The 20,609-nt window shown below is 48.3% G+C and carries 20 protein-coding genes; 15 read left to right on the top strand and 5 right to left on the bottom strand.

The genetic code is table 11. The features are described from left to right. Positions 1-329: 329 nt before the first annotated feature. From N179_RS09295 to N179_RS09245, 11 genes are all read left to right on the top strand, one after another. Positions 330-1,988 (top strand): glycoside hydrolase family 13 protein, encoded by a 1,659-nt coding sequence (locus tag N179_RS09295; protein WP_035399261.1) that lies wholly within the window; start codon positions 330-332, stop codon positions 1,986-1,988. A 108-nt stretch (positions 1,989-2,096) separates the two neighbouring features. Further along, positions 2,097-2,519, top strand: coding sequence for a YwiB family protein (locus N179_RS09290; protein ID WP_235147615.1), 423 nt, complete (start codon positions 2,097-2,099; stop codon positions 2,517-2,519). Continuing rightward, the gene (locus tag N179_RS09285) at positions 2,509-2,928 is read left to right on the top strand and encodes a hypothetical protein (RefSeq protein WP_023466820.1); all 420 of its coding nucleotides are present in this window, start codon (positions 2,509-2,511) and stop codon (positions 2,926-2,928) included. The genes N179_RS09290 and N179_RS09285 overlap by 11 nt, the downstream gene beginning before the upstream one ends. A gap of 57 nt (positions 2,929-2,985) precedes the next feature. Beyond that, a complete protein-coding gene (locus tag N179_RS09280; protein WP_053452455.1) occupies positions 2,986-3,423 on the top strand; it encodes an NUDIX domain-containing protein in 438 nt (145 codons plus the stop codon). A 104-nt stretch (positions 3,424-3,527) separates the two neighbouring features. After that, positions 3,528-4,862, top strand: coding sequence for an alkaline phosphatase (locus N179_RS09275; RefSeq protein ID WP_075642756.1), 1,335 nt, complete (start codon positions 3,528-3,530; stop codon positions 4,860-4,862). A 176-nt stretch (positions 4,863-5,038) separates the two neighbouring features. Then, positions 5,039-7,174, top strand: a complete 2,136-nt coding sequence (locus N179_RS09270) for a (Fe-S)-binding protein (protein ID WP_075642755.1) — start codon at positions 5,039-5,041, stop codon at positions 7,172-7,174. 156 nt (positions 7,175-7,330) lie between these two features. After that, entirely contained in the window at positions 7,331-7,699 is a 369-nt protein-coding gene (locus N179_RS17245; protein ID WP_035399153.1) for a MerR family transcriptional regulator, read from the top strand. A 36-nt stretch (positions 7,700-7,735) separates the two neighbouring features. Further along, complete coding sequence (locus tag N179_RS09260; protein WP_023466825.1) at positions 7,736-9,052, top strand: hemolysin family protein; 1,317 nt, start codon at positions 7,736-7,738, stop codon at positions 9,050-9,052. 178 nt (positions 9,053-9,230) lie between these two features. Next, complete coding sequence (locus N179_RS09255; RefSeq protein ID WP_075642754.1) at positions 9,231-10,907, top strand: LytS/YhcK type 5TM receptor domain-containing protein; 1,677 nt, start codon at positions 9,231-9,233, stop codon at positions 10,905-10,907. 92 nt (positions 10,908-10,999) lie between these two features. Beyond that, on the top strand, positions 11,000-12,028 hold the full coding sequence (locus N179_RS09250) for an aldose epimerase family protein (protein WP_081637451.1): 1,029 nt from the start codon (positions 11,000-11,002) through the stop codon (positions 12,026-12,028). A 69-nt stretch (positions 12,029-12,097) separates the two neighbouring features. Beyond that, positions 12,098-12,952, top strand: coding sequence for a DegV family protein (locus N179_RS09245; protein ID WP_053452460.1), 855 nt, complete (start codon positions 12,098-12,100; stop codon positions 12,950-12,952). A gap of 54 nt (positions 12,953-13,006) precedes the next feature. On the opposite strand, the gene crcB (N179_RS09240) is transcribed toward N179_RS09245, so the two are convergent. Together crcB (N179_RS09240) and crcB (N179_RS09235) are read right to left on the bottom strand one after the other, a co-directional pair. Beyond that, positions 13,007-13,357 carry a fluoride efflux transporter CrcB gene (gene crcB, locus N179_RS09240; RefSeq protein WP_023466829.1) on the bottom strand — a complete coding sequence of 117 codons (351 nt, stop codon included), beginning with the start codon at positions 13,355-13,357 and terminating at the stop codon, positions 13,007-13,009. Then, entirely contained in the window at positions 13,358-13,756 is a 399-nt protein-coding gene (crcB, locus tag N179_RS09235; RefSeq protein WP_075642753.1) for a fluoride efflux transporter CrcB, read from the bottom strand. A 153-nt stretch (positions 13,757-13,909) separates the two neighbouring features. On the opposite strand from crcB (N179_RS09235), the gene N179_RS09230 reads away from it, so the two are divergent. The 3 genes from N179_RS09230 to N179_RS09220 all read left to right on the top strand — a co-directional run bounded on the left by N179_RS09230 (position 13,910) and on the right by N179_RS09220 (position 17,176). After that, on the top strand, positions 13,910-15,379 hold the full coding sequence (locus tag N179_RS09230; RefSeq protein WP_075642752.1) for a methyl-accepting chemotaxis protein: 1,470 nt from the start codon (positions 13,910-13,912) through the stop codon (positions 15,377-15,379). Between the two features lie 112 nt (positions 15,380-15,491). Beyond that, a complete protein-coding gene (locus tag N179_RS09225; RefSeq protein ID WP_075642751.1) occupies positions 15,492-16,427 on the top strand; it encodes an NADP-dependent oxidoreductase in 936 nt (311 codons plus the stop codon). Between the two features lie 164 nt (positions 16,428-16,591). Beyond that, positions 16,592-17,176, top strand: a complete 585-nt coding sequence (locus N179_RS09220; RefSeq protein ID WP_075642750.1) for a DUF4352 domain-containing protein — start codon at positions 16,592-16,594, stop codon at positions 17,174-17,176. A gap of 260 nt (positions 17,177-17,436) precedes the next feature. On the opposite strand, the gene N179_RS09215 is transcribed toward N179_RS09220, so the two are convergent. Both N179_RS09215 and N179_RS09210 read right to left on the bottom strand, forming a co-directional pair. Next, positions 17,437-18,219 (bottom strand): nucleotidyltransferase domain-containing protein, encoded by a 783-nt coding sequence (locus N179_RS09215; protein WP_075642749.1) that lies wholly within the window; start codon positions 18,217-18,219, stop codon positions 17,437-17,439. A gap of 103 nt (positions 18,220-18,322) precedes the next feature. After that, on the bottom strand, positions 18,323-18,673 hold the full coding sequence (locus tag N179_RS09210; protein WP_053452464.1) for a winged helix-turn-helix transcriptional regulator: 351 nt from the start codon (positions 18,671-18,673) through the stop codon (positions 18,323-18,325). Positions 18,674-18,794: 121 nt separating this feature from the next. On the opposite strand from N179_RS09210, the gene N179_RS09205 reads away from it, so the two are divergent. After that, complete coding sequence (locus tag N179_RS09205; protein ID WP_075642748.1) at positions 18,795-19,643, top strand: VOC family protein; 849 nt, start codon at positions 18,795-18,797, stop codon at positions 19,641-19,643. Positions 19,644-19,691: 48 nt separating this feature from the next. Here the strand turns inward: N179_RS09205 and N179_RS09200 are convergent, their stop codons facing one another. Continuing rightward, positions 19,692-20,477, bottom strand: coding sequence for an NUDIX domain-containing protein (locus tag N179_RS09200; protein ID WP_023466838.1), 786 nt, complete (start codon positions 20,475-20,477; stop codon positions 19,692-19,694). Positions 20,478-20,609: the final 132 nt, after the last annotated feature.

The following is a 20,609-nucleotide window of genomic DNA, read 5'->3' as shown; positions in this document are numbered from 1 at the left end:
ATTCACTTTCGGAAGGAAAGGTTATGCAAAAGGGTAGAAATCGACCGATAAACAGTGTAGGATAATTCAGTAAATGTAATGTAAAACGATCTGAAATATTCAGTGTGAACGAAGAGTGACAACCGTTGATGTGAAATGGTGGAATCACCCCCGAAACATTGACTTTAAAAGTGGATTTGATAAGATGAAGGTAGAGGAATTGCGCAATCGGTTGCGCTGTGTATAGAAGTTCAATAACTAATGAAAATAACACCCCAAAGACTGACCTACGAGAGGATTCACGACACATGACACAAATGATACCGCGCCCTGAAACGGCCCAACAAACAATTACACGAGCTTGGTGGAAAGAAGCAGTTGCTTACCAAATCTATCCACGCAGCTTTTACGATGCAAACAACGATGGAATCGGCGATATTCCGGGTATCATCGCAAAACTGGATTATTTGAAGGATCTTGGCGTCGACGTTCTTTGGATTTGCCCGATGTTCAAGTCACCGAACGACGATAACGGATATGACATTAGTGATTATGAAGACATCATGGATGAGTTCGGTACGATGACGGACTTCGATCTCTTGATGGAAGAAGCGCATAAGCGCGACATCAAGGTCTTGCTTGATCTCGTCGTTAACCACACATCGGATGAACACCCGTGGTTCCTTGAATCACGTTCGTCGAAAGACAATGAGAAACGCGATTGGTACATCTGGAAAGATGCCGTTAATGGTGGAGAACCGAACAACTGGGAAAGTATTTTCGGTGGATCAGCATGGGAATATGATGAAAAGACAGAGCAGTACTTCCTGCACGTCTTCTCTCGTCGTCAACCAGACTTGAACTGGCAAAACCGCGACATGCGTCAAGCTGTCTATACGATGATCAACTGGTGGCTCGATAAAGGCATCGATGGTTTCCGAATCGATGCAATTAGTCATATCAACAAGGATCAATCATTCGCCGATCTCCCGAATCCGCTCGGTATGCCGTATGTCCCTTCATTCGATATGCACATGAACGTCGAAGGCATCCATGCGTATCTCGAAGAGTTGAAAGATGAGACGTTCTCGAAATACGATATCATGACAGTCGGAGAAGCAAACGGCGTCACACCGGAAGAAGCGGATCTCTGGGTCGGAGAAGAGAACGGTAAGATGAACATGGTCTTCCAGTTCGAACACATGGATCTCTGGCGCGCAGACGCTGAAAAAGGCGTCGACGTCGTCAAACTGAAGCAAGTGCTGACGAAATGGCAAAAAGGACTTGAAGCAACAGGTTGGAATGCGTTGTACCTCGAAAACCACGATAAGGTTCGTTCGGTCTCTCTTTGGGGCGACGAGGAACAGTACTGGAAAGAGAGCGCGAAGTCGCTTGCGATGATGTATTTCTTCATGCAAGGCACACCGTTCATCTATCAAGGACAAGAGATTGGGATGACGAACGTTCAATTCCCGGACATCTCGGATTATGATGATGTCGCGACGAAAAACATGTACGAGATGCAACTTGCTTCCGGGAAGACACATGAGGAAATCATGGAAGTCATCTGGAACTCGTCCCGTGATAACTCACGCACACCAATGCAGTGGACGAACGAGCAAAACGGTGGCTTCTCAAATCAATCTCCATGGTTTGGTGTCAACCCGAACTACGCGGACATCAACGTCGCGTCGCAAGAACAAGATGAAGATTCAATCTTGAACTTCTACAAACGAATGATCCAAATCCGTAAGATGGAAGAGACATTGATCTATGGCGCGTATGATCTCATCTTACCGGAAGATACGAAAGTCTACGCGTATACACGGACGTTTGGTGACGAACAATTCTTGATCGTTACGAACTTAAAAGGCGAAACAGCAGAAATCGATACGGACATCATCTTGCATTCGGACAATATGTTGCTCGGCAACTATCCGACGATGCACCATGAAGGAACAGAGCTGGAACTTCGTCCATTCGAAGCTCGTCTGTACCGTGTGCGCTAATATGTTTTGAACGGATTCGATAGTTGTCGAATCCGTTTTTTTCTTGCATGTAAGCAGAAGGTGCATCAGACGAAAAAATCGTGTACGCTAAACGATGAGGTGATAGAAGTGAAACCAGTAAAGTACCCGGTGTCATTACGACAAGTGACGACGATCGAAGATGGTCCGATGCGTGAATCGGTCGAACTTGAGGCGGACGGCACATTGTTCGAAACAAAAGACGGTTTTGCCGTGAAGTTCGTTCAGCCGGATGAACAACCGATCGATACGACGATCAAATGGTCAAAAGACCAGATCGCTTTGAATCGCAAAGGTCCTGTTGCGATGCATCACGTCTTCATTTTAGGAGAGACGACCAAAAGCCAATATGGCAGTCAATTCGGTCAGATGTTGATGGAAACGGACACGAAGACGATTGAGATGAAACGGCAGCAGATGCAGTTTCGCTATACATTAAAGATGAATGGACAAGCAGTCGGTACGTATATGATTGATTTAACTTGGGAACGGAGTGAGACGAATGGCATTTGAACAAACAGTACGTCAAATGGAGCAGATGTTGGAAGAGGAATGGTTTGAGTGGCTCGAGAACGATGAGCCGCGTTACAACGAATGGCGCGATCAACTCGAAGGACTCGCAGAGCAGGTCATCACGGAATATAATCCGAAGGTCGATCCAGAAGCGATTGATACACTGCTTTTAATTAACGAAGAATTACCGGTCTTATACGGTGAAGATACCGTCATGCTGTATACAGCGCTCTTGAAAGCACGTCAGGAAGACGATCAAGTATACGAGCGTTACTTGACGATTCTTGGTGCGTTCGCGGACGAACAGCATCCAGCAATCCGTGAAGTCGAAAAGTTAGTCGCGAAAAAGGACTATAAAAATGCCTTCGCACGTGCAGTCCGTCTGCCACAGTCGCTCGGCTTAGAATAAACAATCACAGTGGACCATCTTGTTTTAGGCAAGGTGGTCTTTTTAGGAGGAAGCGTCATGTATCCACTCTATCGAATCATCGTCGCGGTCATCCGTAAGGGCGATCAACTGCTCATCGTCCATAATCAATCGGGTCAGGAGAAACGCTGGAGCTTACCCGGTGGACAGATTGAGTCTGGAGAGACCCTCGAGCAAGCACTGCGTCGCGAGGTGGAAGAAGAAACCGGTTTGACGGTCACATCGTCGTCGTTTGCCTTCTTAACGGAGAACTTCATGCCAACTTATCAAGCGCACAGCCTCGTGACTTATTTTGATTGCGAAGTGAGTGGTGTACTTGATCCAAGTGATCCCGATGAAGAAATCATTGAGACGAAGTGGATCAACCAAACAGAGTTAGCGGAGTACATCACGAGTGAAGACGTACGTCTTCCATTATCGGCATATTTAGAAGAACAGCACAAAGGCTATTACATGTTTGAAGAGATGAAGTGGTAACTCGGCTGTCATCGTTTCTTTACATTCCTTAAAGCGGTCTCCATCGTTCATTTACATTCGCTCGGTATGATGAAACCATCATCGTGAACAGGGAGGAAACACAAATGAACAAGAAATGGATGGCGACAGGTATTCTCGGTACAGTGCTTATGACGGGAGTTGCGGGCTATACATATGAATCGGCTCAGCCGGTCGAGGCAAAACAAAACACGAAACAAGCGAAGGTTAAAAATGTCATCTTCATGATCCCGGACGGTTATTCAGCTGCCTATGCAACGAATTATCGCTGGTATCAAGGAGGCGAGGAGACGGAACTCGACGGTCACTTAAAAGGAATGATGCGGACGTATTCGGCAAACACGAAAGTGACCGATTCAGCTGCTGCCGGAACGGCGATGGCAACAGGAACAAAAACAAACAACGGAACAATCGGTATGGATCCAAGTGGAAAAGAAGTAGCGTCTATTCTTGATCGGGCGGATCAAGCAGGCAAAGCAACAGGACTTGTCTCGACATCAGCCATCACCCATGCGACACCAGCTGTTTTTGCATCGCACGTCGCAACGCGTGCGAATGAAGCGGACATCGCGAAACAATACATGGATGAAATGAAAGTCGACGTCTTACTGGGTGGCGGTCAGAAGTTCTTTTTTGATCAAAAGAATGGTGGCGTTCAAGAGGCTGGTAATCTAGTGAAGAAAGCAGAACGAGCAGGATACCAGTATGCGGATTCACTCGAAAGTCTGAATGAGACGGATGGTCGTAAAGTTCTTGGATTGTTTGCAGAAGAAGGAATGGCACCAGAACTGGACCGGGAAAACACGAATCAACCGAGCCTTGCGACGATGACGTCGAAAGCCCTGCAAACATTGAAGAAAGACCGCGATGGCTTCTTCTTGATGGTAGAAGGAAGTCAGATCGACTGGGCGGGTCATGCGCATGATGCTGCTTGGGCGATGAAGGATGCAGAAGCGTTCCACCAGGCAGTCGAAAAAGTGCTTCGTTTTGCAGCAAAAGATAAACACACATTGGTCGTCGTCGCCGGTGACCATGATACAGGTGGTATGTCCGTCGGTGGATACGATGAGTACGTAGCGAAACCAGAAGTCTTGAAAAACGTCAAGGCGACGGGGGATGAGATGGTTCGTCAGTTCAACGACGACTTATCGAATATCGCCTCTGTCGTCAAACGAGAAACGACGTTTGATTTGACGGCTGAAGAAATTCAGACGTTGCAAAAAGTGGATGCGAAGAAACGCGTCATGACATTGAATGAGATGATCAGTAAACGAGCGTATGTCGGATGGACGACTGCCGTGCATACAGGTGTAGACGTTCCGCTCTACGCTTACGGTCCACAAAGCGAACAGTTCAGTGGATTGCATGAAAATACGGACATCCCTGGTCTGATGGCCAATGCTATGAAATTAAAAAAATGACGTATTGGACGTGATTAAATCAAGCGGTGGATGATTCACCGCTTGATTTTTTTGAGTACTTATCTGCTTGTGTGACGCAGTAAAAACTAAATGAAAAAAATGAATGAATAGCCATTCATTATATGCTATACTCATTTCAACACAACTGCTTTAGGGGGAAAGGGGTTTGTTCGAACATGAATACGTTTTTACTCATTAACTGGATTGCCTTCCTACTCGTCATCGGCTATGCAGGCTATCTGTTCACGTCACTCGTCAAAAGTCGTTATGCCGCCATTAAACGGGGGAAAAAGGCGGAATGGACACTGACGAACAAAGAACGAATAGACGCAGTCTTAGTCAACGTCTTCGGTCAAAAGAAATTATTAAAGGATAAGAAAAGTGGCGCCATCCACGTCATGATGTTCTATGGCTTCTTACTCGTTCAATTCGGAGCGATTGATTTTATCTGGAAAGGACTCGCAGTCGGTCAGCGTTTCCCGCACGTCCCACTCGGTCCGCTCTATCCGATTTTTACATTCTTCCAAGAAATCGTCATGCTCGTCATCTTGATTGCCGTCGTTTGGGGATTTTATCGCCGGTACGTCGAAAAACTCGTCCGTTTGAAACGAAACTTCATGGCAGGTCTTGCGTTGATCTTCATCGGTGGTTTGATGGTCGCCGTCCTGTTCGGGAACGGATTCTTCCTTGTTTATGAGAATCATTCGACGCTCGGTGAACCGGTTGCTTCAAGCATCGCGTTCTTATTCAGTTGGGTGCCGGAGTCAATTGCGTTCGGATTATTCGTTTTCTTCTGGTGGGCACACTTATTGTTCTTACTTAGCTTCATGGTTTACATCCCGCAAGGTAAACATGCGCACTTGATTGCCGGTACAGCAAACGTTTGGCTCGGTCGAACGTCGAAAGTCGGGCGTTTGGCACCGATCGATCTATCGGTCATGGAAGAGGCGGAAGACGACGAAGCGGAATTCAGCTTCGGGGTCAACCGAATCGAAGATTTCAATCAGAAACAGCTCGTTGATCTATATGCCTGCGTCGAGTGTGGACGCTGTACGAATATGTGCCCAGCAAGCGGAACGGGGAAGATGCTGTCGCCGATGGATTTGATCGTTAAATTACGAGACCATCTCAACATGAAAACGGCAGCGATCACACAGCGCTCGCCATGGGCACCTGCCTTTGCGTTCGAAGGATCGCAAGGCAATCAGATCGCTTCACTGGCAGCAGCCGGACAGATGGATATTGTTCCGGATTCATTGATTGGGAACGTCATTACGGAAGAAGAGATCTGGGCGTGTACGACATGCCGGAACTGTGAAGATCAGTGTCCGGTCATGAACGAACATGTCGATAAGATCATCGACCTCCGTCGTCACCTCGTCATGATGGAAGGCAAGATGGATCCGGAGATGCAACGGACGATGGCAAACATCGAACGTCAAGGTAATCCATGGGGGATGAACCGGAAAGAACGCGAAAACTGGCGGAAAAACCGGGATGAACTCGTCGTTCCGACAGCAAAGGAGAAGAAAAAAGCGGGCGAAGACTTCGAGTACCTGTTCTGGGTTGGTGCGATGGGATCGTACGATAACCGAAGTCAAAAAATCGCGATGGCGTTTGCGCGTATTCTAAACGAGGCAGACATCTCGTTTGCGATTCTCGGAAACGATGAGAAAAACTCAGGTGATACACCGCGCCGGATCGGGAACGAAGTCTTGTTCCAGGAACTTGCGGAAGCCAACATCAAATCATTTGAGAAATATGGTGTCAAAAAGATCGTCACGATTGATCCGCACGCCTACAATACATTTAAAAACGAGTATCCAGATTTCGGACTGAGTCCGGACGTGGAAGTGTATCACCATACGGAATTGCTCGCACGACTGATTGACGAGAAACGGATCACACCGCTCCATGAAGTCAAGGAGCGTGTCGTCTATCACGATTCGTGTTATCTCGGTCGTTACAATGATATTTACGACGCACCACGTTATATTCTCGAGAAGATTCCAGGAATCACGCTCGTCGAGACGGAACGCAATCGGGAAAAAGGGATGTGTTGCGGTGCTGGCGGCGGGATGATGTGGCAAGAAGAAAAAGTCGGCGCACGCGTCAACGTCGCACGGACGGAACAATTGTTGACGGTCCAACCGTCTGTCATTGGGTCAGCATGTCCGTACTGTCTGACGATGCTCAGTGACGGCACGAAGGCGAAGGAAGTCGACGAGGCGGTTGCTACGTACGATGTCGTTGAATTACTGGAACGCTCGATCGTCGGTGTACCAGTCGAAGAACCTGTCGTAACCGTATGAAAAAGTGGGATGAAACGATTATTCTCGTGCGAACGGGAGTAGTCGTTTTTTTTCTCTTAAAAAGCGCGACGTTTTACTGTATGGTTTTGACATGATAAGATAAAAGAACTAGCTATGGAAAGGAGGTGAGAATCTTTTGGGAAGGCGTTACTTCGAATCGGTCAGGTCGCGGAGACCACCGGCTTATCAAAACGAACGATCGATTACTACACATCACTCGGTCTGTTAACACCAGAGCGTACCGCTTCTGGCTACCGTCTGTATGACGAATCGGTCATTCATCAAATCGAAAAGATTGAATATTTGAAGTCTCAACGGCTTTCCCTGCAAGAGATTCTTGCTTCTTTTACGGAACGGGAACAAAAAACAGGGGAGACGATTTATCAGGAAGTGAAACAACTTCAGGCGACGGTTGAAGGACTCGAGCAGCGTTTGTTACATTCGACGGACGTCGAAAAACAAGCGATCCGCTTAGAACTGTCCCGGCGTCTAACATTGATTGCTTCCTTGATTGCACAGCTTTAATACAAAACAATGGAGGTGACCCCTGTTTAGGGGATTTTGGATACTATATTATTCATCAATTTATTTTTAGTGGTCTTGTTGATTGCGTTGACGGCGTTTTTCGTCGGATCGGAATTTGCTGTCGTTAAGGTTCGGATGTCGCGTTTGGATCAAATGATTCAAGAAGGGAACAAAAGTGCCGTCCTTGCGAAAAAAATCGCGGGCGATCTTGATTACTACTTGTCTGCCTGTCAGCTTGGGATCACGGTCACGGCACTTGGTCTTGGGGCACTTGGTGAACCAACCGTCGAAAAAATCTTGCACCCTGTCTTCGATGACTTCGGGATCTCTGCTGCTGTTTCGACACTCTTGTCGTTTGGTATCGCATTCGTATCCGTAACGTTCTTACACGTCGTCATCGGTGAACTCGCTCCGAAGACGCTTGCGATTCAGTATGCAGAACGCATGACATTGTTGTTCGCCCGTCCACTTTATGTGTTCGGTAAAATCATGTACCCATTCATTTGGTTACTCAACGGTTCAGCGCGCTTATTCCTCGGTCTGTTCGGTGTCAAACCAGCAGGGCATGAACAAGCCCACTCGGAAGATGAATTGAAAATCATCATGGCGCAAAGTTTCCAAAGTGGTGAAATCAACCAAACGGAACTTGCCCTCATGCAAAACGTCTTTGCGTTTGATGAGCACATCGTCAAAGACTTGATGGTGCCGCGGATGCGGATGGAGACGATCTCGGAACGTTTGACAAAGGATGAACTGATGGAAATCTTCATGGATAATCCATACACGCGTTACCCGGTCACAGAAGAAAACGATAAGGATCGGATTCTCGGATACGTCAACGTCAAGGAAGTCTTGACGGATTATGCGAACGGCAATGAGCATCCGGTGACGCATTACATCAAGGATTTACCGGTTGTTTCGGAAGTGACGTCGCTTCAAGAAACACTTCGCAAGATGAAACGGACCCGGACCCATCTCGTTCTCGTCGTCGATGAATACGGTGGAACGGCAGGTCTCGTCTCGATGGAAGACTTACTCGAAGAAATCGTCGGTGAAATCCGTGATGAATTCGACGCAGATGAAGTCGAGGAAATTGAACAGGTCAAATCGGACGAGTTCCTACTCGACGGTACAGTCTTGCTCGCTGACTTGGAAGAACGTTTCAACATTCGCTTTACGAATGTCGAAGATGTCGATACGATCGGTGGCTGGATTCAGATGCACAACATCGATCTTCAGCCAGGTGAGCATATCGATACACCAGACTTCTCTGTCGAGGTGATGGAGATGGAGAACTATCAAATCAACCGCGTCAAGATTTGGTTGCATCCAGCTGAACAAGCAGAAGCATAAGATGGTCGGTTCCTCATGGAGGAGCCGGCTTTTTTATATCACATCAGTCAAAAAATCAAGAATAGACGGATTGTGCGAACTTTCGGTAGTCGTGATAGGAAAATGCTGAGTGAAGCGGGAATGTAATCTACAGCTACTTTATTGTTCAATCGCGTCCTATGAAACGAGGAGGTATTCCGTGCTCGAGCAGATTCCATTCTTACTGAGTCGTTTAGGTATGTTAGCACTGTTAGCCTTTTTATTGTCCCAGTGGCGCATTTCCCGATACATATTCAAGATGGACCGCGGAATGAATCTTCCACTGCTCTTCGCATTCGTGTCATCCGGTATTTTGATGAACTACGCAGGAATTGAACTTTCGCAAGATACGACGATTGATCCGTTACTCGGATTAGCCGTCGAAAAAGATGCCTTGTTGCTTGATACCCGACTCGCTGTCATCGTGACGAGCGGATTGATTGGTGGACCCGTGATCGGCGGCATCACGGGATGTTTGGTTGGTCTACACCGCTACGTACTCGGTTCGTTAGGGGCAGAAGCCGGTTGGATCATCGCCATGCTCACTGGACTTGCGAGCGGCTGGTATCGAAAACGCTGGCGTTTGCATGATGGTTATGCAATTGTTCCGCCCATCGGTATCGTCTTGACAGCATTGCTGTTTGAAAGTGGAATCACGCTATTACTTGCACCGGATACGGCAAAAGCACTTGATTTGATGAGTCGTGCCGCTTTTCCGTTACTGTTCGCAAACATATGTGGGGTCGTACTGTTCATCATGATCTTACGGACACAACTTCGACTCGAAGGAGCACTCTTCGTCCGGCAAACCGAGCGATCCGATCGTCTATTGCAAGCATTACAACCCTTACGAAAGCAGGGATTGACTTCGGAAGTCGCGCGACAGATCGGAGCGACGTTATTGAAGGAGACAAAGATGCAACGGATCGTCGTGCTCGGGGCGACAGAGGTCGTCATCGATATGACGGACCAGCAACCAGCAGTCTGTGGCGAGCAACCGAGACGCGAGGAGCAACGATGGATCGAAGCAGAAGAACCCGTCCGACAGGAAGACGAGCAGACGGGACAAATTCTGAGCTTTCATCCTATGCGCATTAACGGTCAAAAGGCAGGCGTCATCTGTTACTTTTCGAAAGACTTATTTGACGACACCGTCGAGCGAATGACGGAACAACTCATCCGTTTATTAGCACGAGAGTTGCATATGTACCGAGAAGATCAGTTGCTCCGGTTAAGCGGAAGAAAGATGAAACCGATGTTACACGTCAGCTATCTGAAAGGCATCATCGAAGAAATCCAGCGGACAGCTGATCCGGGAACTCCCGTGAAACATCAATTGAATGCACTGCTTCAACTGTTGACGACAGCGACGCGGCATGATGAACATCCACTACGCGAGGAACTGGCGACCCTGAAAGCCTATTTATCACTAGAAGGAACACGACGTCGCCCGAATCAACTGACCTCCGCCGATATCACGGTCGATCTTGATATCGAGACCGCTGTTGAAGAATACTTCGTTTTCCCGTTCCTTGTGACACAGCTCGTCGATAATGCACTGCGTCATGCGTTCGTAAAGGCAGGGCGCCATCACCGGATTGATGTCCGTGCCTTCAAGGCGACGACAGACTGGGTCATCGAAGTCACGGATAACGGACAAGGGATGCCGCTTGCCGTGATGCAACAACTGGATCAACAGGAGGCGGGGGATTCGAATCTGTTCCTGATTCGACGCGCATTAGATGTGACATACGGTCCGACTGCAACATTACACGTCCACTCGATCATCCATCAAGGGACTCGGATCGAAGTGCGATTACCACTTCCGTCTCTGTAACAACAATGGTCTTTTGCCATTGTTGTTTTTTTGTCTCGTTCCGAGGGTAAATACGAAAACAGGAAAACGTATCGTACAGGAGGAAGCAAATGATGATTACGACAACAGAAGTAGGGCAACTAGGAGATCAGTCCTTGTTACGATTCACGTTACAGAATGTGCATGGGCATAGTATCGATATCTTGAACCGAGGCGCAAAAATTCTTGCCATCCGGGTTCCGGATCAACATGGAATGGTCGAAAATGTCGTACTCGCGTTTGACGACCTATCAGAATACCAAGATGATCCGCATCACTTAGGCGCCACGATCGGACGCGTCGGCGGACGAATTGCGAATGGTGCGTTTGCGTTGGAAGGAATGACGTATGTACTCGAACAAAATGAGGGTGAACATCACCTCCATGGAGGAAGCGAAAATTGGGCGAACCGAATGTTCACGCACGAAATCAACGACGACAAACTTGTTCTACGTTTAGATAGTCCGAGTGGGGAGAACGGCTATCCGGGGCACTTGTCGTTCACGCTGACGTTCGAATGGACAGACGAGAACGTCCTGCATATCCATTATGAAGCGGAGACGACAGCTTCGACACCATTCAGTCCGACGAATCATACGTACTTTAACTTGACGGGTGAAGCAAAAACGACGATCGAACAGCATCTGTTACGAATGGATGCACCTTTTTATGTTCCGTTGACGAAAGATGCGGTACCGACCGGTGATATTCTCCCCGTCACAGACACCGTCTTTGATTTTCTCGATACCCGTCCCCTGCATGAAGTGACACATGCATCAGATGAACAACTCCGCCAAGCAGGTAGTGGGGTTGATCATCCCTTCCTGCTTAGAGAGGGTGGAGAAATCGTTCTCGATGAGCCAATCAGCGGGCGGCGATTGCGCGTCGTGACGGATCAACCGGGAGTCGTCGTCTACACTGCTAATCATTTGTCGGGCGAGTTTACGATTTGTGGAAGACGCGCAACCCCATACCTCGGAATCTGTTTTGAGACACAAGGATTACCGGATGCGATCAACCAACCGAATTTTCCTTCCGTCGTCTTACATGCCGATGAGCATTATCATAAGCGTACATCGTTTCATTTTCAGATGATGTCATGACGTTTCTTGCGATTTCCACTTCTGTATATGGTAGGATAAAGCGAGAAGAATCTAACGGAGGCTAGGGAAATGACTAAAATAGCATGGGTGACCGATAGTATGGCCTATTTCACGAAGGAAGAGGCAGAAACGATCGGCGTCAATGTCGTACCGATTCAAATCTTGCTCGGTGATACGGCGTATCAAGAGAATGCGATCACGGTCGAGCGACTGTTCCGTGCGCTTGATGCGGACAAAAAGCTGATTGCCAAAACATCACAACCAATTTTCGGAGAGTTCGTCGGAACGTACGAACGCTTGAAAGAAGAAGGCTATGACTGTGCGATTGCAGTACACTGTACGAATGGACTCTCAAGTACCGTCCAAAGTTCAGCATCAGCAGCGGAAGCAGCCAGCTTCCCGGTTCATATCATTGACTCGCATACGGCGTTTGAGAACCAACAAGAGTTCATTCGTTACGGGATGGAGCTCGCGGCACAGGGGAAATCCGTCGAGGAAATCGTCGCTGCCTTACAAGCGTTGACGAAAAAGACCCATTTCTATATGATCGTCGGTAATATGGAGACGATGCGCCGGGGTGGACGTGTCTCATCTGGTGACTTGTTCCTTGCGAACCTACTCAGCATCAAACCGATCATCACGACGGATGAAGCAGGAAAAATCGTACCATTCAAAAAAGCACGTTCTTTAAAGAAAGCTTACATTGAAATGGTTAAACAAATCGACGAATCGATGCGTCAGCACACGTTCTACAAGAACCGGATTTATGTCGCGACGACGATGGCACCGGAAATGGCAGCGGAACTGCGGCAGCAAGTCGCAGCGAAGTTCCCGGATTTGACGATTCTCGAAGGCACGTTCGGACCAGCAATCGGGACGCATGCCGGAGCAGAGACGGTTGGTCTATTCTGGATGAATGATTAAACTGAAACGGATACGACAAGAGGCGACGGATTTTTCCGTCGCCTCTTGTTTCGTTCAAGCTGTAAGTGTAATTCCAAGGAACGCTGCAAGAATTCCGAAACCGTAGCTCGAGATGAGGTAGAGGGTAAGTACTTTACGATTTCCGTCCTGAAATAACTGCAATGTCTCGATTTTGAACGTCGAGAACGTTGTAAATGATCCAAGGAAACCGGTACCTAAGAGTAACGTCCATGTCGTATCGAGATGCGCACCGATGACGAGACCAAGCAAAAACGAACCGATTACGTTAATCAGGAACGTCGCTAGTGGAAATTCACGTTTCCAAACCGTCTTCATCCATTGACTGACGGCAAACCGACTGATGGCGCCGCAAAAAGCACCGATGGCGAGAGCAAGTAGCATCATTCACTCACGTCCTTTCGTCACGTGACGCAGTCGTCGTGTTCCGAGCGCGTAACCGACATAAGACAGGAACAAACCGCCAAATAGGCTGACGAGTACGTAGAGGAACGCGTCCGCTAAATGATGTTCATTAAGTAAGGTCACCGTCTCAACGCTGAATGTCGAAAACGTCGTAAAGGAGCCGATGAAACCCGTGCCGATGGCTGTGATCGCATATTGATGTAAGAGTTTCGTTCGAAATAAAAAGTGTGTCGCATAGCCGAGAAGAAAACTCCCGATCAAGTTGATCGCAAGCGTTGACCACGGAAACGGACCAGTCGTGAAGTCGCTGATCAGCAGTCCGAGCCCATACCGTGCCGAGGCACCGAGAACACCTGCGAGGCCTACGAGTACATACAGCATAGAAATCCTCTTTTCTGAAAAAGTCTACGTTAACCGTACTCCCGCTTTCAAGAAAGCGTCAAGAAAAAAAGTCACTCGAGAGACTTAACGAATGAATTCTTTCTGCCGATGAACAACTGTATGACTTTAATAAGGTGAAGGAGTTTGAACAAGATGGTATCTGCCCTCGAGCAACAAAGTACAAAGATTTTGTCCCGCCTGATTGCAACGTTAATTACGATTGCGCATCCATTGATTTTCTTATTTGCGCAAATGAATTACGTCCCAATCAGTGTGTTTTATCAGTTTTTAGTCGGTGGTTTGATCTTGACGGTCGCGTTGCTTGTGGGCAACCGCCTACTTGGACATCGTCCGAGCGGGAAGTACGTCCAAGTGACGTTAACGTATTTCGTACTCGCTCTCGTTTTGGTGACCTTGCCGTCGCCAAGCATTTGGACGATCGTCTATCTCTACTTGACGATTTCAATCGTCTATTTGATTCCGCGTTTGGTCATTCTCGCCGGAATCCTTGGACTCGTTGAGATGGCAGTATTCACAATGCTAGGAACGATTGTCTTTACGAATACATTCGACTTGATCGTCGCCTATGTCATCTATTTGATGATTTTCTCAGCGGCTGTTTTTGTCGCTGTCTTTGGACGGAACGTCATGTTAGCCGTCCGCCAAGAACAAGAACGGTCGGAAGCCTACGCGGCGACGTCGCAAATTGCCCTCGAACAAACGGCAGCAACCGCAACGGAAGTAACGACGTTCACGGAAGAGATGAGTGAAACAGTTGATGCGGCAAAGGATTCCTTCAGTCAGGTTGATCTGGCGATGCAACAGCTGGCACATGATGCAGCAGGAAGCGTTCAAGCGATTCGTGAAATTCGCCAATTGAACGCCCAGCAAGTCAACCGGATGGAGGATGTGACCGTTTCTGTCGACCACGCACTCGAGCGAAGTTCGTCGTCGCGAACGACAGCCGAAAAGAGCAGGCAGACGATTGGTCTTGCCGGACAATCCTTACAACAATTGACGACGAGCATGGATGAGTCGGTCACGTCGTTCGGACAACTCGCCGGACGTTTCCAGGAAATCGTCGCCATCACGTCGAGCATCAATGCGATTGCGGCGCAAACGAACCTGCTTAGTCTTAACGCGTCGATCGAAGCAGCTCGTGCGGGTGAGTTCGGAAAAGGCTTTACGGTCGTTGCGCAAGAAATTCGTAATTTATCAGCACAGACGGCAGAAGCGTCGAAGGAAATCAATGCGATCATCGAACGTGTTGATCAGGACGTTACGCAAACGGGGAATTCCATTCATGCCAGTACGACATTGCTACGTGAGCAGGAAGAACGAATGGCCGAGAGTCAGTTAGCGCTACAGACGATTGAGATGGATGCAACGGAAGTCGTCGGTTCGATCCAGTCGGCGCAGACCCAGTTCGCGACGATGACGAGTAGTCTTACTGCTATCACGACAGCAACCGGTCAACTCGACACGTTCATGAACGCCTTGCTCGCACAAAGTGAGTCATTGTCCGGTCTGACGCGTCATCAAGTTGGCCAGGTCAAGGAACTGCAGCAGGCGATTCATGCCTTGAATGAGACGGCATCCACTCTTCAGCAAACGAATCGTTAACGAAACAGCTCTTCATCGATTGATGGAGAGTTGTCGTGTATCTTCAGACTGTTTGTCGTTGTTACGGACGGGGAAGAAGATAGGGAACGATTATCGAAGGAGGAGTCAACGGATGAAGGCAGCTTACATTGAACAGTATGGTGGATCGGAACAATTTAAGGTCGGAGAACTGGACAAGCCAGCCATTGGACCGGATGATGTTTTAATCGAAGTCTATGCCGCAAGTGTGAACCCGGTCGATTGGAAACTACGCGAAGGCTATTTGCGTCAGATGTTGAGCTATGAGATGCCGCTCGTCATCGGTTGGGACGTTGCCGGTGTGATTCAGGAAGTCGGAGAAAACGTCTCGGATCTTCAAGTCGGGGACGCCGTTTTCAGTCGCCCGGAAATTGCTCGTCAAGGGACGTATGCGGAGTATGTCGCAGTCGATGCGCACCTCGTCGTCAAAAAACCAGAATCGCTTAGTTTTGCTGAAGCAGCGTCTCTTCCACTCGTTTCGCATACAGCATGGCAAGTCATGTTCGAAGTGATGGATGCGAAGCCGGGTGACCGGATCTTTATTGGTGCCGGATCAGGGGGCGTCGGAACGGTTGCGATTCAACTCGCAAAAGCAAACGGTTTGCACGTTATCACGTCAACAAGTACGAAAAACGTCGACTGGGTAAAAGCGCTTGGAGCCGACGAAGTCATCGACTACAAGCAAGAAAATCCGGCCGATCGTGTCCGGGATATCGATTTTGTATTCGATACGATGGGCGGCGACAAGCAAGGGGAACTGTATCAGATGCTGAAGCCGAACGGCATGCTCGTCTCGATTTCCACACCACCGGATGAAGAGCAAGCGAAAGAGCATAATGCGCGATCTGCGTATGTCTTCATGCAACCAACCGGTGAACGTTTGCGACATATCGCTAAAGCCGTCGAACGTGGTGAGCTACAACCTGTCGTTGATCGGATTTTTGATCTGGATCAAATCAAGGAAGCACATGATTATGGCGAAGAAGGGCACGCAAAAGGAAAAATCGTCATCCGGGTCAAGGGAGAATAAGGAGAGGAGGACGCTGAAATTAGCGTTCTCTTTTTTTGTCAATCTTTTTATCGGGCCTTAAACAAAAAATAACCTGGTTAAAAAAGTGTAAGGGATAAGGGGTTGCTTCTTTCTATACTAGGGCTATCAGACGTGAGTCAGCCAAATTAAAAGGAGGAAGTAACATGAAAAAAGGATTGAAGTGGGCAGGAATCATCGTGATCGGAGCAGTCATTTTAGGAAACCTAGGAGATGACGAAGAACAAGCAGCACCGGAGAAAAAAGTAGAAGTCGAACAAGAAGCAGTCAAATCAGAAGCAAAACCAGTGAAAGCAAAAGCAGTTGCGAAGCCGGTCAAGAAAACGTACGGGGTGAATGATCAGGTAAAGGTCGGGAAACTGACGTACGTCGTCAACGACGTCAAGATGGTCGATACCTTATCGAACGTCCTCGGCGAAAAGAAAACATCAGGACAATTCTTAGTCATCGGTCTGACGATTCTAAACGGAGATAAGGAAGAGCGATTCGTCGACAGCAACATGTTTAAAGTCAATGTCGGCGATACGGAATACTCAGCTGATACGGAACTCGATCTTTATGCGAATGAAGACGGGATGGGCTTCTTCTTAGAGACGATCAACCCGAATATCGAGAAAACCGGCAACATCGTCTTCGAATTACCGAAACAGGTGAAAAATCCGATGCTTGAAGTCTCGTCTGGCTTTGGCTGGGCAGGTGGACAATCAAAAGAGATTCAATTGACACGGTAATGAGCGACCATAGAAGAGACTCAATAAAAGAATGACGCGTCTTTTCACGCCCTTTCCTCAGGCGAGACACAAGCCAGTTTTCCTGCTTCATTCAAGCAGGAAAGCGGGTCTTGTTTGTCTCTGACAGCGCATAAATGCGCTTTTTCCTGTAGGAGTGGCGTGAAACGCGTCACTCTTTTTGTTACGAGATAAGGGTGGCAGATCATCATTCTGCCACCCTTATCTTTGTGGAAACTGACTTTTGAGTCAGCCCCTTCTTGTTACCGTCCTGATTGTTGGATCGAGAGTTCAGGCGTTAATCGATCGAGTAAAGCGAGCGTCTCCGGATGAGCGGCAAGCGTCTGGTCGAGTGCGTGCCGTTCAGTCTCTAGACACGCTAGATAACGTTGAGCCGCTTCAGCATGCGTTGCGGGTGTCAGGACGTCGTAGATTGCTTCAAGAGCAAGGCGTGGATGGTCTGGCAATGTCGTCGGAATCGTCTTTAATCCAAGTTGCGCTCGTTCAGGAGCATGATGATGGAGTAATACTTTTGCGAACTTGATCAAGGCGCTACGGAGCATCTCGACTGCCCATAAGTCATTTCCCCGTGCTGCTGCTTTTTTATATTGGAACAAGAACCAGACTGCATCGATCGCTTCATCGGTCGCTTCTTGAGCAGAAAGCGTTAAGTCACATGTGTCGGTAAAGTCCGTCAACTGTTCTTGTGGATCATACAAGACCCGTAATTGATCCTTATGGTTCAGTGAGTCAAGCGTCACCGTAAACAAATCGATATGTAGCAGATCATCATAGACGACGATCATTTGTGGGGCGATGATATTAATCTCATCTTTCCAGATGATTGAACGATAGGCAGAAAGATGGGACAAACGACGCGATAAGAATGTTGTTTGACGTTCTTCCGAGACGAGACAGTATAGATCGATGTCTGAATGGACATCTTCTTCTCCCCGTCCGAAGGATCCTTTCAAGAAGATGGCTTCGACTGCAGGATCTTGTTTGAGTCGAGCAACCAGTTGCTCGATTGCATGAAGTTGATGCATGAGGACTCATTCCTTTCCGAAAACAGAAGTCTATTACGTCAGTATACGTGATAATAGACAGGTTTTTCCATAAAAAATGAGAAATCACATCGAAATGGATTTCTCATTGAGAGGCCGATGCTAATTTTTCTTTCTGTTCAAGATGAATGACGTGCTGTTCGCCCCATGCATTGATGGCGTCAAGAACCGGGATAAGCGTCCGACCATAATCCGTCAGCGAGTACTCGACGCGGGGGGGAACTTCCTGATAAATCTCGCGATGGACGATATCGTTCAGTTCGAGTTCACGCAGTTGAGCCGTCAGCATCTTTTGCGTAATGTTTGGCAATTGTCGTTTCAGTTCACTGAAGCGGAGCGTTCCGTGTGTGATCAAGACGAGTAAAATCGACGGCTTCCATTTTCCGGTCAAGATTTCGAGCGCTGTCTCGACGCGACAGCTTGGTGTCTCTTCCATCGGTCTTCCTCCTTCATGGTATCGTTTAGGATACTATACCACTTATTCGTGCCTACTTCCGCTTCGATCGCTTCCGCGTAATAATAGGGATACGAGCTATTTCATTGAAGGAGGAAACAACATGTCCATTCATCCACAAATCACACTCGGTCCTGTTCGCTTGCGTATCACGGACCTCGACCGTTCGATTTCATTTTATACAACGTCACTCGGATTACGCGTGCTAACGCAAACGGATCAGTTGACGGTGCTCGGCGCACAAGATACACCACTCGTTGAACTTGAAGTTCATCCGAATGCCCGCCGTTTTCCACCGAACTCGGTCGCCGGATTATATCATTTTGCGATTTTGCTACCGAACCGAAAAGAACTTGGTTTCGTCATCCGGAATTTAATCGAACAAGGAATTGAGATTGGTCAAGGTGACCATCTCGTCAGTGAAGCCTTTTATCTGTCGGATCCAGATGGGAACGGAATCGAGATTTATGCCGATCGTCCGCGTGAGACGTGGACATACGAAGCGAATGGAGACGTCAAGATGACGACGGATCCCGTCGATTGGCAAAGCATGCTCGTCGAAGCGGGAGAAGAAGACTGGTACGGCATGCCAAGCGATACGGTCATGGGACATGTCCATTTCCACGTCAAGACACTCGAAGCAGCGCGGGCATTTTATGTCGAGACGCTCGGTTTTGAAGTTGCCGCTGACGCTTCGCGAATGCGTGCATTATTCGTTGCTGCCGGTGGATATCACCATCACATCGGTCTGAACGTCTGGTCTGGTGTCAACGCACCGACGAATCCGGAAGATGCGGTCGGACTCGTCTACTGGACACTACGTTATCCGGATCAAGCGACGCTCCAAGCAGCGATCAAGGCGTTGAAGTCTTCCGCTTATACCGTTACGGATCAAGCAGGCGATGTCTATGTCACCGATGATGCCGGAATTACCGCTCGATTGACAACGTAACCGAAAAAAATCCCCTTACAGTGAAAACACTGTAAGGGGATTTTTGGTTTACCGTGAAGACGACGTTGCGTTACCGTCGTACCGGCTGATCAGTTCATACGGTCTGACTTTATATAAGGCATGCGGGAAGTAATGGGGATCCATCGCATCAAGCGTCCGCAACTGGAAGTGTTCCCGTTTGATATACTCACTCAGCGAGTCACGTGTCAGCGGGAAGAAGCCGACATCCGTCGTTTCGCCTTCTTGTGTCGCGAGTTCACCACCGACGGCTTTCCCACGGAAGCAGACGCACAGGACATGGCTTGAGACATTTTGATAGATACCGGTGATGCCATCGATCGTGACATCAACACCGGTTTCTTCTTTGACTTCCCGTTTGATGGCGTCAAGAATCGACTCGTGATTTTCGACTTGTCCACCCGGCATCTCATACGTATCACCCCGGTGGAGGTTGCGGACGAGCAGGACTTCACCGGCATCGTTCGTGATGTACGCGGTCACGCTGACGATCGCGCGAGGGGGAGCATACGTACCGGTCGCTGTCATGAAATCTTCATAGGATTTGATATAGAGGTTTTTGCCGAGACGCGCGCGCTTCTTCATCGCTTCGCGACGTAAGGCACTGTTGCGGACATCACGATCGACTTGTTCGTAATGTTCACGGTCGCGATATTCCCAAATGGCGATGACTTCATCTTCTGCCTCGGTCACCCAGCGACCAACAAGACGGGCACCATGGCTGACTTGGAGCGGGTACAAATAGGTATGGAAAAACTCAGTGAATTCTTCTAGGCGTTCGGGACGAATCGTATAGGTCTTCCGGCGATGTAACATGGAAATTCCTCCTATCAGATGAGCGTTCAGATGTACGTTGTACCCCTTCTCGAACGGACGGATGAAACCCTTTTTCTCGATGTGGGAAAAGGATTTTTTATTGAACGATTGCGTATACATATCCTCCGGTCT

The sequence above is a fragment of the Exiguobacterium indicum HHS 31 genome (assembly GCF_001939065.1).
GTDB classification, from domain to species: Bacteria; Bacillota; Bacilli; order Exiguobacteriales; family Exiguobacteriaceae; genus Exiguobacterium_A; species Exiguobacterium_A indicum.
The sequence above is the reverse complement of the archived record's forward strand: the minus strand, read 5'-3'. Positions and strand labels throughout refer to the sequence as shown.

Excerpts from the sequence above, each read along its gene's own strand:
- N179_RS09225 (WP_075642751.1), top strand. The coding sequence starts at position 15,492 with ATGAAGGCAGCTTACATTGAACAGTATGGTGGATCGGAACAATTTAAG.
- N179_RS09270 (WP_075642755.1), top strand. The coding sequence starts at position 5,039 with ATGAATACGTTTTTACTCATTAACTGGATTGCCTTCCTACTCGTCATC.
- N179_RS09245 (WP_053452460.1), top strand. The coding sequence starts at position 12,098 with ATGACTAAAATAGCATGGGTGACCGATAGTATGGCCTATTTCACGAAG.
- N179_RS09230 (WP_075642752.1), top strand. The coding sequence starts at position 13,910 with ATGGTATCTGCCCTCGAGCAACAAAGTACAAAGATTTTGTCCCGCCTG.
- N179_RS09275 (WP_075642756.1), top strand. The coding sequence starts at position 3,528 with ATGAACAAGAAATGGATGGCGACAGGTATTCTCGGTACAGTGCTTATG.
- N179_RS09250 (WP_081637451.1), top strand. The coding sequence starts at position 11,000 with ATGATTACGACAACAGAAGTAGGGCAACTAGGAGATCAGTCCTTGTTA.
- N179_RS09280 (WP_053452455.1), top strand. The coding sequence starts at position 2,986 with ATGTATCCACTCTATCGAATCATCGTCGCGGTCATCCGTAAGGGCGAT.
- N179_RS09220 (WP_075642750.1), top strand. The coding sequence starts at position 16,592 with ATGAAAAAAGGATTGAAGTGGGCAGGAATCATCGTGATCGGAGCAGTC.
- N179_RS09285 (WP_023466820.1), top strand. The coding sequence starts at position 2,509 with ATGGCATTTGAACAAACAGTACGTCAAATGGAGCAGATGTTGGAAGAG.
- N179_RS09205 (WP_075642748.1), top strand. The coding sequence starts at position 18,795 with ATGTCCATTCATCCACAAATCACACTCGGTCCTGTTCGCTTGCGTATC.
- crcB (WP_023466829.1), bottom strand. The coding sequence starts at position 13,357 with ATGATGCTACTTGCTCTCGCCATCGGTGCTTTTTGCGGCGCCATCAGT.
- N179_RS09200 (WP_023466838.1), bottom strand. The coding sequence starts at position 20,477 with ATGTTACATCGCCGGAAGACCTATACGATTCGTCCCGAACGCCTAGAA.
- crcB (WP_075642753.1), bottom strand. The coding sequence starts at position 13,756 with ATGCTGTATGTACTCGTAGGCCTCGCAGGTGTTCTCGGTGCCTCGGCA.
- N179_RS09210 (WP_053452464.1), bottom strand. The coding sequence starts at position 18,673 with ATGGAAGAGACACCAAGCTGTCGCGTCGAGACAGCGCTCGAAATCTTG.
- N179_RS09215 (WP_075642749.1), bottom strand. The coding sequence starts at position 18,219 with ATGCATCAACTTCATGCAATCGAGCAACTGGTTGCTCGACTCAAACAA.